We start from the raw sequence: 14,764 nt of genomic DNA, 5'->3' as shown, positions 1-14,764 counted from the left end.
TAATTATGTGTAAAATAAACTTATTAGATAAGATATCTTTTATTTTAGTTTTACTTGGTGCAATTAATTGGGGACTTATTGGAATTTTAAGCTTAAATCTTGTTAGTTTACTTGTATCAGGCTCTGTAATATTACAAAGATTAATTTATACTACTATTTTTGCTGCTGCTATAGATTTAATTATATTAGTATTTAAATGTAATCTTTTTGATATTAATAACTCACTACATAAATAATTTTATTTAGTAATCTATAAAAATATATAAAATAAAAAAGTGCCTTATGGCACTTTTTTATTAATCTTCTAAATTTGCTATTAAATTAGATATTTCTTCTACTGCTAAAGCTTCATCATCACCATTAGCTAAAACTGTAATAGTTGCTCCTTTAGTAACTCCTAAAGAAAGAACTCCGATTAAGCTTTTAACATTTGCTTTCTTTCCGTTAAATTCTATGCTTACATCTGATTTAAAAGATGAAGCTTTCTTAACTAATAAAGTTGCTGGTCTAGCATGTAAACCAGTTCCGTTGTTAACTACAACTTCTTTAGATACCATTATACACACCTCTTTACTAATTTTTTGAAATAGTTATCTATTAACTATTTCATTATATATGTAATCTAAAAAAAATTCAAGGCTTATAAGTGCTAATTTCAATATATAATGAAAAAGAACTACTTAAATGTAGTCCTTTTCTTTTTTCCCTAAAATAATTTACTTTCTAATAATTACTCACAAAATATTATCTTGGTTGAACAATTAGTTTAATTGCTGTTCTTTCTTCACCATCTATTTCTATATCAGTGAATGCTGGAACACAAACAATATCTTTTCCGCTAGGAGCAACGAAGCCTCTTGCTATAGCAATTGCTTTTATTGCTTGATTTATAGCACCTGCTCCTACTGCTTGAATTTCTACTATATTTTTTTCTTTAATAATGGCAGCTAAAGCACCTGCCACAGAATTTGGATTTGATTTTGTTGAAACTTTTAATACTTCCACTTGTCTTTACCTCCTAGATAAAAATCGTTTACAATTTTTAAGAAATTACTCTTATTGATATATATTCTATACTTTCTTATAAAATCCTTCTTTATTATGAAATTTTTTTTAAAAAAATAAAGTACATTTTGTTTAACACAAAATGTACTTTATATTATTTAGCGTAATCTACCGCTCTTGTTTCTCTAATAACATTAATTTTAATTTGACCTGGATATTCCAATTGTTCTTCTATATTTTTAGCTAAACTTCTAGCTAATTCTACAGATCCAGCATCATCTAACTGTTCTGGTTTAACCATAATTCTAATCTCTCTACCAGCTTGAATTGCATATGACTTTTCTACACCTTCATAAGAATTTGCAATTTCTTCCAGCTTTTCTAATCTCTTAATATAAGCTTCTAATGTTTCTCTTCTAGCGCCTGGTCTAGCTGCTGATATGGCATCAGCTGCTTGAACTAACACGGCTTCTAGTGTTAACATTTCAACATCTCCATGATGAGCTGCAATAGCATTTACTACTACTTGTGATTCTCCATATTTCTTTGCTAAGTCTCCACCTATAATAGCATGACGACCTTCTTCTTCTTGTGTTGCTACTTTACCTATATCATGTAATAAACCTGCTCTTTTTGCTAGGTTTACATCTAATCCTAATTCTGCAGCCATAACACCAGCTAAATATGAAACTTCAATTGAATGTTTTAACACATTTTGTCCATAACTAGTTCTATACTTTAATCTACCAAGTAATTTTATAATTTCTGGATGAACTCCATGAACTCCAGTTTCTAGAGTTGCTTGTTCTCCTTCTTCTTTGATATCATTTTCGACATCCTTAGTAGCTCTTTCTACCATTTCCTCGATTCTAGCTGGATGAATTCTACCATCCACAATTAACTTTTCCAACGCTATTTTAGCAATTTCTCTCCTTACTGGATCAAAACTTGATAAAATAACAGCTTCTGGAGTATCATCTATAATCAAATCAACTCCTGTTAATGTTTCAAGAGTTCTGATATTTCTACCTTCTCTACCTATTATTCTACCCTTCATTTCATCATTTGGAAGGGCAACAACATGTACTGTTGATTCTGATACATGATCAGCTGCACATCTTTGAATGGCAGTTGTTATAATTTCTCTAGCCTTTTTATCTGCTTCTTCTTTGGCTCTAGCTTCTATGTCTTTGATCATAATAGCAGTTTCATGAGTTATTTCTCTTCTAACTTCTTCTAATAGGATTTCTCTAGCTTCATCAGTAGATAAAGATGAAACTCTTTCAAGTTCCTCTCTCCTTTTAGAATATAGTTCCTGTACATTTGCTTCCATTTCATCGATTTCTTGTAATCTTTTATTTAGAGCTTCATCTTTCTTTTCTAAAAGATCTCCCTTTTTATCCAAAGATTCTTCTCTTTGAATTATTCTTCTTTCAAGCCTCTGAATTTCATTTCTTCTTTCTCTTGAATCTCTTTCTAAATCATTTCTAAGTCTATGAACTTCTTCTTTAGCCTCTAATATTGACTCTTTCTTAGTAGCTTCTGCTTCCCTCTTAGCATTTTCTAAAAGGATTTCAGCTTCTTTTTCTAAGCCTTCTATCTTCTTTTTAGAAGCACTTTGTATAGCTTTATATAGTAATAAGCCAAATACAGCTAATACTAAAATATCTATTATACCTATAAGAATATAATCCATAACAACACCTCCTCCATTCATATAAACAATTATGCTTAAATGAAAATGTAGAGGTATCATATTTAACCTAACTGATATATGAAATATGATAAAACCAGTATTTGTTATTATTTTATATTAAAATTAAAATTATGTCAAGTTACTTATATGATACATTCAATAGTTAATATTAATTTATTTCATTTTAATATTAGTATTAAGTTTTAAGTTATTATATTAATAACTTAAAAAATCGATAGTATAATAAATTATACTATCGATTATATTATTATCATATTTATATAATTATATTCAAATTAACTAGATTTATTACTCTTTATCCTTCTCTTTATCTTTCTTTAAATTAACAGAAGGTTCTACCATTATAGGCAACTCATATTTGCTTCTAATTTGATTTTCTATATCTAATGCAGTTTCAGGATTATCCTTTAAGTATTGCTTAGCATTTTCTCTTCCTTGTCCTAATCTTATATCTCCATAAGAGAACCAAGCACCACTTTTTTGTACTATTCCTTCTTTTACTCCGACATCAACTATGTTACCTGTTCTTGATATTCCTTCATTATACATAATATCAAATTCTGCTTGTTTAAATGGTGGAGCAACTTTATTTTTCATTACCTTAACTCTTGTTCTGTTTCCTACTATGCTTTCTCCTTGCTTAATAGAATCTATTCTTCTTACATCAAGCCTTATAGATGCATAGAACTTTAATGCTCTACCACCAGTTGTTGTTTCTGGGTTACCAAACATAACACCAACTTTTTCTCTTAATTGGTTAATAAAAATAGCTACACATCCAGTTTTTTGGATTGTACCTGTTAGTTTTCTTAAAGCTTGTGACATAAGTCTTGCTTGAAGCCCAACGTGAGAATCTCCCATTTCACCATCTATTTCTGCTCTAGGAACTAATGCTGCAACAGAGTCAACTACTATAACATCTATAGCTCCTGAACGAACTAAAGCTTCTGCAATTTCAAGTCCTTGCTCTCCTGTATCTGGTTGTGAAACTATAAGATTTTCTGTATCAACACCTAAATTTCTAGCATAACTTGGGTCTAAAGCATGTTCAGCATCTATAAATGCAACTGCTCCGCCTCTTTTTTGTGCCTCAGCTGCAATGTGCAATGCAACTGTTGTTTTACCTGAACTTTCAGGTCCGTATATTTCTACTATTCTTCCTTTAGGGACTCCCCCTACACCTAAAGCTATGTCTAAATCAAGGCATCCAGTTGAAATAGCTTCAATATTTAAAGAACTATTTTCTCCTAGTTTCATAACTGAACCTTTACCAAATTGTTTTTCAATTTGACTCATTGCATTTTCTATAGCTTTTAGCTTATCCATATCTATATTTCCCATATAGCACCTTCCTCTCTGTAAGAACGTTTGTTCTGTATGTAAATTATAAAACATATATTGACTATAGTCAATATGGTTTATAATTTATTTATTTTTTAGTAGTAAGAGTTCCAGCTTAAGAAGCCGGAACTCTTATAAATTATATCCTATTTTAAACAGTTTAAACTACTTATTAGAATTTATTATATTTATATTTTTTCTAAAATAATCATAACCTGATATTAATGTCATTATTACTGCTAAAAGTAATAATACTTTAGGTCCATAGTTAAGAACATATTTAATTGTATTACTACTTTCTACTAATGTTATCAAATATTTAGATGAACCTATATTAACTTGTATTAATAAAGCAATTATAGCAACAATTTGAGTTACTGTCTTAGCTTTCCCCCACATACTTGCAGCTATAACTTTTCCTTCTGATGCAGCTATTGTTCTAAGACCAGAAACTGCAAACTCTCTTGCTATTATAACTACTGTTGCCCATGCTGGTATAACTTGAAGTTCTACCAATGATATTAAAGCCGCCGTAACTAAAAGTTTATCTGCAAGAGGATCCATAAACTTACCAAAGTTTGTAACTTGATTTCTACTTCTTGCTATATATCCATCTAATTGATCCGTTAATGAAGCAATTATAAATATAAAAGTTGCTATAAAGGTTCCATAAGGAATATTCTTAACTGCAATAAAAATCAAAAATAAAGGAACTAAAAATATTCTCAACATAGTTAGCTTATTTGCTAAATTCATCATATATCTCTCCCACTAAATCATACTCTAAAGCTTCTGTAATTATTACTTTTACCATATCACCTTTTTCTAATCTATCTTTACTCTTGACTAATATGGTTCCATCAATTTCAGGTGCCATTTCTGAACTTCTTCCAATGAAAAATTTACCTTTTTCTCTTTCTATAATAGTATCATAAACTTTTGATATTTTCAATTTGTTTAATTTCTCTACTACCTTTTTTTGAATTAGCATAAGTTCATCTTGTCTACGTTCCTTTGTTTCATCATCAATTTGCTCTGCCATATTTGCAGCAGGTGTCCCCTCTTCTTTTGAATACTTGAACACTCCAACATTATCTAATTTATATTCTTCTAAAAACTTACATAGTTCTTTAAAATCTTCTTCTGTTTCACCTGGAAAGCCAACTATTAAAGAAGTTCTTAATGCTATTCCTGGTATTTTTTTTCTTAGCTTTTCTATTTTAGCAATTATAGTTTCTTTATTTGTTCTTCTTGCCATTTTCCTTAGAATATTATCACTAATATGTTGAATTGGTAAATCTAAGTATTTAACAACCTTTTTATTATTAGCCATTTCTTCTATTAGTTCATCAGTAATTTCTTCAGGATAACAATATAGAAGCCTAATCCATTCTACTCCCTCTACCTTTGAAATACTATTAATTAACTCATGCAATTTATTTTCTTTATATAGATCCATTCCATAGTAAGTCAAATCTTGAGCTATTAATATGATTTCTTTTACTCCATTTTTGGCAAGTAAATTGACTTCTTCTAATATAGATTCTTTTGTTCTACTTCTAAATTTACCTCTTATTTTTGGAATTATGCAATAAGTACAATAGTTATCGCATCCTTCTGCTATTCTAACATATGCTGTATGTTTATCAGTAGTAAGTAATCTTATTCCTTCATTAATATTCTCATCACTATAATTTGCTGCAAATAATTTTCTTTCACCTTTTATAAAATCTAAGATTAACTTATGGATTTTCATATAATCATTAACTCCCATAAGTATATCTATTTCAGGCATTAACTCTAATAATTCTTCGCCATATCTTTGTGTTAAACATCCTGTTGCAATTAACATCTTACATTTATATTTAGTTTTATATTCAGCCATTTCAAGAATAGTGTCAATTGACTCTTGTTTTGCACTTTCTATAAAACCACATGTATTTACAATTATTATTTCAGCCTCTTTAGGGTCATTTGTTATCTCATAAAATTTATTTATTGTTCCTAAAATAAGTTCAGAATCTACTCTATTCTTATCACAACCTAAACTTACCATACCAACTTTATATTTTTCCAAAGTCTTTCCTCCTAAGTTTTAAAGTATATTCTTTTTTTACCTAAATCTTATTTTAATGTAGATAAATAATATTTACAAGTTTTTTTACTCTTCAATATTCAGTTCTTCTTTGGTTACCAATATTTGTCTCGGTCTACTTCCATCTTTCTCCGATATTATTCCTCTTTCTTCAAGTTCATCCATTATCCTAGATGCTCTATTAAAACCAATTCTAAGTTTTCTTTGTAGAAAAGATGTAGATGCTTGATTATATTCAACAACTATTTTAATTGCTTCATTTACAAGTTCATCACTTTCGCTATCTTCTGATACTTTCCCACTATCTTTACTTTCGCTTTCTATATGCTCTATAATTGATTCTTCATATTTATTTTCTTCTTCTTCATTTTTAATAAAATTAACTACTTTTTCTACTTCTTCTTCAGATATGAAAGCTCCTTGAACTCTTATAGGTTTATTTTCTCCTATTGGATAATAAAGCATATCTCCCCTTCCAAGTAGCTTTTCTGCTCCAGTTTGATCTAGAATAGTTCTAGAGTCTATACCAGATGAAACAGCAAATGAAATTCTAGATGGAATATTTGCCTTTATTACGCCAGTAATAACATCTACAGATGGTCTTTGCGTTGCTATTATTAAATGCATTCCTGCTGCTCTAGCCATTTGAGCTAATCTACAAATATAGTCTTCCACATCATTTGGGCATGCCATCATTAAATCAGCAAGCTCATCTACAATTATCACTATATATGGTAACTTTTCTTCTATTAATCCTTTTTCAAATAATGAATTATAGCTTTCTATATTTCTTACAGATGCTTCTGCAAAAAGCTTATACCTTTTATTCATTTCATTAACCGCCCAATTTAAAGCAGCTGCAGCCTTCTTAGGATCTGTTACAACTGGTATTAAAAGATGTGGAATTCCATTGTAAACACTAAGTTCAACTACTTTAGGATCCACCATTAATAATTTCACTTCATTTGGACTATATTTATATAATAAGCTTATTATTAATGTATTTATACATACAGACTTACCAGAACCAGTTGCCCCTGCAATTAATGTATGTGGCATAGTTGCTAAATCCCCAACAACACACTTTCCTGATATATCCTTTCCTAGTGCAAAAGCTAATTTTTTTTTCGCTATTTTAAATTCTTCGGAATCTAAGACTTCTCTTAAAAATACTGCTGTTTGCTTATTATTAGGTACTTCAATACCTATTGCAGCTTTTCCTGGAATTGGTGCCTCCATTCTTACTCCACTTGCAGCTAGTCCTAAAGCTATATCATCTTGCAAATTAACAATCTTAGATACTTTAACTCCAGGACTTGGCTGTATCTCAAATCTTGTTACAGATGGACCTTTGGTTACCTGAAGAACATTAGCATCAACTCCAAAATCATTTAATATCTCTTTTAGTTTACCTGCATTTTCTATTAATTCTTTCTTATCTTCACTTTTTAACTTTGTTTTACTATTAATATTCAATAATTCTATTGATGGATGAATATAAACCTTTTCTTCTTTTTTCTCTGTAGTTAAACTCTCTTCTATCTCTTTACTTACTACAGCTTTAACAGAATTATCTAGCTTTTCTTTTTTCTTATTATTTTCTTCATATATAGGTTCTTTATTTTTATCTTGTTTTTCTTCATCAAATACTTCTATATTAAAAGGATTATCTTCATTAAGGTTATTATTTTTAGCGCTTTCATCAATAGACGCTTCTAACATACTATCTCCTAAAGAAGAATTTTTCATAAAATCTAAAATCTTTATTTTATTATTTATTCCATTTATAAAATCTTCTCTTTCTTTTTCCTCTTCTTTAGGTACAACATTAATTAAAGGAGACTTATCTTTAATATTATTTTCCTTTATTCTTTTACCTTTAACTTCTTTGCTAAATTTACTTTTAAACATTACGACTATATCATATAGTGTAATATCTGACATAAGAATAACACCAATTGATATTATTGCTAAATATAAAATATACGATCCAATAAAACCAATTAGCATACTTAAAGGATAAGTTATTATGTGACCTATAAGCCCCCCATGAATTCCTTGAGTATCCAATATTAACTTCCAAGTTTCATAAAAGCCTTCTTTTTTTTCTAATATATTTATGCTACTTGTAGCACAACCTAGTGTAATTGATATTATAATTAATGTTAATCCCAAAACTCTTCTTGTTATTTTAATACTGCCTTTTGAGACTATAGTACAATAACCAAAATATATTAAATATAACGGTAGAATAAAAGCACTAACACCTATAATCTTATAAATCACTTCTCTAGATAATGTTGATAAGGCTCCCGCCCAAGTTGTATATATTGCTATAGATAATATAAATCCTAAAGCTATATATATTACTCCTTTAATATCTCCATTTTCTTTTTTATTATTTTTTTTACTTGTGTCTCTTTTACTGCTATTCTTTTTTACCTTACTTCTAGACACAGAATCACCTCGCACTATTCCACTTTTTGTAAGTTAATTCTTTACATAATATTATTATAAACATTAATAAAAAAAAAGCAATTTAAATAAAATTTATATTATTTAAATTGCTAATATTTACCTATATGTATTTGCTATAATTCCTTATTACTTTCTTTTTCTTTTATTAATTCTTTCAATTTACTTAATGCGTCTTTTATTCCACCTTCTTCATCTATAAGACCACACTCCACTGCTTGCTTTCCTATTAATATTGTCCCCATATCGTTAAGCAATTCATCAGACCTTAACATCATTTCTTTTAAGTTTTCTTTATTAATTTTAGAAGTTCTTACTATAAAATTATCTATTCTTTCTTGCATCTTTTGAAAATAATTGAAGGTTTGTGCAACTCCAATTACAAATCCATTCATTCTAATAGGGTGAACTATCATAGTTGCGGATGGTGTAATAAAAGAATGACTAGATGAAGTTGCAAGTGGTACTCCTATAGAATGGCCTCCACCAATAACAATAGAAACTGTAGGCTTAGATAAGGAATTAATCATTTCAGCAATTGCAAGTCCAGCCTCAACATCACCACCTACTGTATTTAAGATTATTAAAACTCCTTTAACTTTATCATTTCTTTCAATTGCTATTAATAATGGAATTACATGCTCATATTTAGTTGATTTAGTTTGAGCTGGTAACACTTGATGACCTTCAATTTGGCCAATAATAGGCAAAATTTGAATACTTTCATCTTGTGCTGTTCCATTGGAAGTACCAAATTCTATAATTTCTTCTCTTTTTTCTTTTTCTTCTTTAAGCTTCTCTTCTTCTTTTTCTATATTATTATTAAGTTGTTTATAATTATCATACATAATAAAATCCTCCTATACATTAATATTTTGTACAAGAGGATTTTAATTTATTCACTTAGCTTAAAGGCTTTATGAAGTAAATTTAAGGCCATTTCAACAAAGTCTGACTTTATTAAACACCAAATTGTCATGTTAGAATCCGCTGTTTGAAGTATTTCTATAGAATTTTCGGCTAAAGCATTTATTATTTTAGCCATAATTCCTGGAACTCCTCTCATTCCCATTCCAACTATTGCAATAGTGCTACACTCATCAGTAAATTTATATACGATATTTACCTTATTCAATACTTCTTGAAGTTTTTCTTTTCTATTAGAGTCAATAGTAAAGATTTGCTCTGTAGGAAATATATTTATTAAGTCTAAACTTATCTTATTTTTTGCTAATATATCTAACAAGTATCTATAACTTCTATTATCTTTATTATCTTTAAATCTAACTGTAACTTGGGTTCTATTATTTAAATGAGTTATACCAGATATTATCTTGTTAGTATTTTGATTTCCATTACTATTAATTAAAGTTCCTTTACAATTATTCATAGTATTTTTAATTAATATAGGTATATTAGCTTTTCTAGCACAATCAACTGCTCTTGGGTGTATAACTTTAGCACCTTGGTCTGCAAGTTGAAAAATTTCATTGTAGCTTATTGAAGAAATTAATGTTGCATCTTTTACTATTCTTGGATCTGCAGTCATAATTCCATCAACATCTGTATATATTTCTATTTTTTCTGCTTTTAAAGCTTCTCCTAATATACAAGCAGATGTATCACTACCACCTCTACCAAGTGTAGTAAAGTACCCATCTTCTGTTACTCCTTGAAAGCCAGTTACTACTGGAACCTTTCCTAATTCTATTAACTTCAAAATATATTTCACATTTGTATAAATAGGTTCTGCTTCTGAAAATTTTTCATTAGTTATGATACCTGCCTGCCCACCAGTAAGTGGAATTGCTTCTATACCTTCATTTATTAATGAATTACTCATTATAACTGAACTTATTAATTCTCCACAGCACATAAGCATATCTGTAGCTTGTAGGTTATTCTTCTTAAAATTAATATCTACTAAAGACAGTAATGTATCCGTTGAATAAGGATCTCCCCTTCTACCCATAGCTGATACTACTACAACAGGAGAAAAGCCATTTTTTAATGCTTCTCTTACTTTAGAAACTACCTTCCTCCTTCTATCTTCCGTAGAAACTGAAGTTCCTCCGAACTTTTGTATAACTATTTTCAAGCAATAACCTCCCTAAGTTTATGCTCTTGCTCTTTTTATCTTATTTTTATCAGCTGAAACTACAATTACGTTAGTTCCAATTTTAGTAATATAATTCCATGGAATTTCAACATACTCTCTATTACCAAAAAAGCCAAATTTACTTCCAGCAACAGCAGCCACTATAAATTGTAAACTTCCATTTTCATCAATTATAAAATCTAATGCTTGTTGAGTATCATATTTTTCTGCTTCTTCTGTATTAAATATTTCATATCTCTCTAAATCACTTAAGAGCCTATATCTTGATTCTTTTTTCACTTCTTCTTCATAAAAGCTATCTCTTTTTCTATCATCTTTAAACATAAGAACACCTCCATACCATCTTATGTAAATCTTATGATAGAAATACATTATTTATTACATATAAATTAAAGTCTTAAAGCTTCTTTATTTATAGAATTATCATATGCTTTTATAGCAGGCTCTATAATTTGATTTAACTTTTCATAATCTATATCTTGACCTACATAAGCTGAGCTTATTATACCTGGTTTAAAGCATGTATCTAATACATAATTTATGTCTTCATTATTTATATTGTTAATTTTATTTATAACTTCTTCTTGAGTTTTAATTTTATTTTGTAATAACATATTTTTAGCATTGGAAAACATTCTTGATGAAGTACTTTCAAGGCCTAATATATAATTAGCTTTAATTTTTTCTTTATTTATTTCAAGTAGTTCATTAGAAATTCCTTCTTTAACAAATTTTTTCAACTCTTTATTTATAACATCTAAAGCTTTTTCTGCTGACTGTTTACTTACACCTGTATAAATATTATTTATTCCAACACCTAAGTATGGATGCCCATATGAATATATAGTATAACAAAGTCCTAGTTCTTCTCTTACTTTTTGAAATAAAATTGATGAAGCACCACCACCAAAAACATTATTAAGTAGTACTAAAGCATAAGCTTTTTCATGTGCATAAGGTAATCCCTTTAGAGATAAATTTATATGAACTTGTTCAATTTGTTTATTAGTATATTTACTATTATTAAGTAAAATTGGGGTTTCATATGTTGGTATATAATCCTTATCCCCTTCCCAATTTTCAAAGTTTTCTTGAAGAATTTTCATTAATTCTTTTTCATCAAATTTACCACATACAGAAATTACTGAATTATAAGGTGTGTAATGAGACTTTACAAATTTTTTAATTTTATTACTATTAAAAGATTTAATATTATCAATAGTCCCTAATATAGGATATGATAATGGATTATCTCCAAATATAGCCTTTGCCTGATTGTTATCTAACACATCTTCTGGCATATCTTCACTCATATTTATTTCTTCAATTACTACACCTTGCTCTTTTGCTATTTCTTCATCATCAAACTTAGAATTTATAAGCATATCTGCTAGTATTTCTATAGATAAATCTAAATGAGTATTTAAAGCTTTTATATAATAGCAAGTAGCTTCCTTACTAGTATATGCATTAATTTGCCCACCTACATTTTCTATCTGCTGCACTATTTCCTTTGAATTTCTTTTTTCTGTTCCTTTAAAAAACATATGCTCAATAAAGTGTGATATCCCATTTTCTGATAGATCTTCATTTCTAGAACCATTTTGTACCATAACTCCAACACTTATAGAATTAACATGATCTATATATTCAGTGACAACTCTCAAACCATTTTTTAACTTATAAACATTATACATAATTTCTCCTTCTATTTTTTAATATACTATATTAGTATTATTCTAATTTAATAATTAGTTATGTAGATATATTAAAAATTTTATCATATAAAGAAAAAAAGGCAATAAATTGCCCTTTACTAATATTTATTATTCTTCTTTTTTCTCTTCAGAACTATCTATTAAAGCATCTTTTCTTGAAAGATTAATTCTTCCTTGATTATCTATTTCAGTTACCTTAACTAATATTTCGTCTCCAACTGAAACAACATCTTCGACCTTATTAACTCTTGCTTTGTCTAGCTTAGATATATGGCATAATCCTTCTTTATTTGGAAGTATTTCAACAAAGGCACCAAAAGTAGCAATTTTCGTAACCTTACCTAAGTAAACTTCTCCAGCTTTAACTTCTTTAGTTAGTCCTTCGATAATTGATATTGCTTTTTTTACACCTTCATGGTCTGGGGAAGAAACGAATACTGTTCCATCTTCTTTAATATCTATTTTAACTCCAGTTTCTTCTATTATCTTATTTATTACTTTACCTCCAGCACCAATTATATCTCTTATCTTTTCAGTATCTACAGTTATTATAGCTGTCTTAGGTGCATATTTAGATACTTCTGTTCTAGCTTCTGGAATACAAGCTTCAATCTTATCTAAAATTTCTAATCTAGCTTTTCTTGCTCCTATTATTGCATCTTCTATTACTTTAAAGCTAAGTCCTTTAATTTTAGTATCTACTTGTATTGATGTAATACCTTCTACAGTACCAGCAACTTTAAAGTCCATATCAGCAAAGAAATCTTCAATACCTTGAATATCCGTTAGCACTTCTTCTCTTGATAAATCTTCTGAAGTTATAAGACCCATAGCTATTCCTGCAGCTGGTCTCTTTAATGGTACACCAGCATCTAATAAAGCTAAAGTACTTCCACATACAGATGCTTGAGATGTTGACCCATTAGAGCTCAATACTTCTGAAACTAATCTAATTGTATATGGGAATTCTTCTTCTGAAGGTATTAATGGTTCTAAAGCTCTTTCAGCCAAAGCACCATGACCTATTTCTCTTCTTCCTGGTCCTCTTAAAGGTTTAACTTCACCAACTGAGTATCCTGGGAAATTGTAGTGATGCATATATCTTTTAGATTCTTCTTCTCCGATACCATCTATTATTTGAATATCACCAACAGCACCTAAAGTAGCTACAGTCATAACTTGAGTTAATCCTCTCGTAAATAAACCTGTTCCATGAGTTCTTGGTAAAATTCCAACTTCACAGGATATAGGTCTAATTTCATCAAAAGCTCTTTCATCTGGTCTTCTATGGTGATTTAAAAGCATATCTCTTACAACTTCTTTTTGTAGTCCATATATTATTTCCTTAATATCACCTAAGTTCTCTGGATACTTTTCTTCAAATTCTGCATAAACTTTTTCATTAACTTCGTCCATAGCAGCATTTCTTTCATCCTTATCAGTAATCCACATAGCTTCTTTAATCATATTGCCAGCAAATTCTTTAATTTCTACTTCTAACTCTTTACTAGGCTTATACAATTCTGGCACTTGCTTTTCTTTACCGAATTTAGCCATTGCTTCTTCTTGGAATTTAATTATCTCTTGACAGCTATCAAAACCAAATTTAATAGCATTAAGCATTACTTCTTCTGGTATTTCTTTACCACCTGCTTCAATCATCATAACTCTTTCATTTGTAGCACAAACAGTTAATTGAAGAGTGCTTTCTTCTCTTTCTTTAGATGTTGGATTTAAAATGAAGTTTCCATCGATTAGCCCTACCTGTACTGCTGCAACAGGTGTTGTAAATGGTATGCTTGATAAACATAAAGATAATGACGCTGCATTAATTGCTAGAATTTCTGGTAAATTATCTTTTTCAACTGATACTACTGTACAAACTACTTGCACATCATTTCTATATCCCTTTGGAAATAAAGGTCTTAGTGGTCTATCTACTGCTCTTCCAAATAATATAGCATTTTCTGAAGGTCTTCCCTCTCTTTTTATAAATCCACCTGGTATTTTCCCTACAGAATATAGTCTTTCCTCATATTCTACACTTAATGGGAAAAAGTCTATTCCCTCTCTTGGTTTTTCTGAAGCATTTACATTAGTTAAAATTACTGTGTCACCATAGCTAATAAAGGCTGCTATATTTGATAACATTCCAATATTACCAAATTCCAACTTAAGTTCCCTGCCTGCTACAGTAGTTTTCATTACATTGTTCATTTTGTAACCTCCCTTCAAGGTTCATATCTTATCATTTAAAAATGTTAAAATAATAGAGCGGCTTAAAAACCGCTCTA

13 protein-coding genes are annotated in these 14,764 nt (G+C 29.1%); 1 reads left to right on the top strand and 12 read right to left on the bottom strand.

The window, feature by feature from the left end; genetic code table 11:
* On the top strand, window positions 1-236 hold a 236-nt coding region (locus ACQRD5_RS03700; protein WP_427746511.1), incomplete at its 5' end, for a DUF378 domain-containing protein.
* A 60-nt stretch (window positions 237-296) separates the two neighbouring features.
* On the opposite strand, the gene ACQRD5_RS03695 is transcribed toward ACQRD5_RS03700, so the two are convergent.
* The 12 genes from ACQRD5_RS03695 to ACQRD5_RS03640 form a co-directional block, all read right to left on the bottom strand.
* Window positions 297-557 carry an HPr family phosphocarrier protein gene (locus ACQRD5_RS03695; protein WP_291625140.1) on the bottom strand — a complete coding sequence of 87 codons (261 nt, stop codon included), beginning with the start codon at window positions 555-557 and terminating at the stop codon, window positions 297-299.
* Window positions 558-744: 187 nt separating this feature from the next.
* Window positions 745-1,005, bottom strand: a complete 261-nt coding sequence (locus tag ACQRD5_RS03690) for a stage V sporulation protein S (protein ID WP_291625141.1) — start codon at window positions 1,003-1,005, stop codon at window positions 745-747.
* A 154-nt stretch (window positions 1,006-1,159) separates the two neighbouring features.
* A complete protein-coding gene (gene rny, locus ACQRD5_RS03685; protein ID WP_291625142.1) occupies window positions 1,160-2,701 on the bottom strand; it encodes a ribonuclease Y in 1,542 nt (513 codons plus the stop codon).
* A gap of 309 nt (window positions 2,702-3,010) precedes the next feature.
* On the bottom strand, window positions 3,011-4,063 hold the full coding sequence (gene recA / locus ACQRD5_RS03680) for a recombinase RecA (protein ID WP_291625143.1): 1,053 nt from the start codon (window positions 4,061-4,063) through the stop codon (window positions 3,011-3,013).
* A 165-nt stretch (window positions 4,064-4,228) separates the two neighbouring features.
* The gene (gene pgsA, locus ACQRD5_RS03675) at window positions 4,229-4,819 is read right to left on the bottom strand and encodes a CDP-diacylglycerol--glycerol-3-phosphate 3-phosphatidyltransferase (RefSeq protein ID WP_291625275.1); all 591 of its coding nucleotides are present in this window, start codon (window positions 4,817-4,819) and stop codon (window positions 4,229-4,231) included.
* Window positions 4,803-6,140, bottom strand: a complete 1,338-nt coding sequence (gene rimO, locus ACQRD5_RS03670; RefSeq protein WP_291625144.1) for a 30S ribosomal protein S12 methylthiotransferase RimO — start codon at window positions 6,138-6,140, stop codon at window positions 4,803-4,805. Before rimO ends, pgsA begins: the two co-directional genes overlap by 17 nt.
* Before the next feature lie 84 nt (window positions 6,141-6,224).
* Window positions 6,225-8,615: an FtsK/SpoIIIE family DNA translocase gene (locus ACQRD5_RS03665; RefSeq protein ID WP_291625145.1), complete on the bottom strand. Its 2,391-nt coding sequence runs from the start codon at window positions 8,613-8,615 to the stop codon at window positions 6,225-6,227.
* Window positions 8,616-8,749: 134 nt separating this feature from the next.
* Entirely contained in the window at window positions 8,750-9,481 is a 732-nt protein-coding gene (locus ACQRD5_RS03660; protein ID WP_291625146.1) for a ClpP family protease, read from the bottom strand.
* Window positions 9,482-9,528: 47 nt separating this feature from the next.
* On the bottom strand, window positions 9,529-10,731 hold the full coding sequence (dapG, locus tag ACQRD5_RS03655; RefSeq protein ID WP_291625147.1) for an aspartate kinase: 1,203 nt from the start codon (window positions 10,729-10,731) through the stop codon (window positions 9,529-9,531).
* A gap of 18 nt (window positions 10,732-10,749) precedes the next feature.
* Window positions 10,750-11,076, bottom strand: a complete 327-nt coding sequence (locus ACQRD5_RS03650; protein WP_291625148.1) for a YlmC/YmxH family sporulation protein — start codon at window positions 11,074-11,076, stop codon at window positions 10,750-10,752.
* Between the two features lie 65 nt (window positions 11,077-11,141).
* A complete protein-coding gene (locus ACQRD5_RS03645) occupies window positions 11,142-12,449 on the bottom strand; it encodes a M16 family metallopeptidase (RefSeq protein WP_291625149.1) in 1,308 nt (435 codons plus the stop codon).
* 129 nt (window positions 12,450-12,578) lie between these two features.
* The gene (locus ACQRD5_RS03640; protein WP_291625150.1) at window positions 12,579-14,687 is read right to left on the bottom strand and encodes a polyribonucleotide nucleotidyltransferase; all 2,109 of its coding nucleotides are present in this window, start codon (window positions 14,685-14,687) and stop codon (window positions 12,579-12,581) included.
* Between the last annotated feature and the right edge of the window lie 77 nt (window positions 14,688-14,764).

It is taken from the genome of Clostridium sp. SGI.024 (assembly GCF_050315195.1).
GTDB lineage: Bacteria > Bacillota > Clostridia > Clostridiales > Clostridiaceae > Clostridium.
This window is presented reverse-complemented; position numbering and strand designations above follow the sequence as displayed.

Excerpts from the sequence above, each read along its gene's own strand:
- ACQRD5_RS03645 (WP_291625149.1), bottom strand. The coding sequence starts at position 12,449 with ATGTATAATGTTTATAAGTTAAAAAATGGTTTGAGAGTTGTCACTGAA.
- ACQRD5_RS03695 (WP_291625140.1), bottom strand. The coding sequence starts at position 557 with ATGGTATCTAAAGAAGTTGTAGTTAACAACGGAACTGGTTTACATGCT.
- ACQRD5_RS03640 (WP_291625150.1), bottom strand. The coding sequence starts at position 14,687 with ATGAACAATGTAATGAAAACTACTGTAGCAGGCAGGGAACTTAAGTTG.
- ACQRD5_RS03660 (WP_291625146.1), bottom strand. The coding sequence starts at position 9,481 with ATGTATGATAATTATAAACAACTTAATAATAATATAGAAAAAGAAGAA.
- pgsA (WP_291625275.1), bottom strand. The coding sequence starts at position 4,819 with ATGAATTTAGCAAATAAGCTAACTATGTTGAGAATATTTTTAGTTCCT.
- recA (WP_291625143.1), bottom strand. The coding sequence starts at position 4,063 with ATGGGAAATATAGATATGGATAAGCTAAAAGCTATAGAAAATGCAATG.
- rny (WP_291625142.1), bottom strand. The coding sequence starts at position 2,701 with ATGGATTATATTCTTATAGGTATAATAGATATTTTAGTATTAGCTGTA.
- ACQRD5_RS03650 (WP_291625148.1), bottom strand. The coding sequence starts at position 11,076 with ATGTTTAAAGATGATAGAAAAAGAGATAGCTTTTATGAAGAAGAAGTG.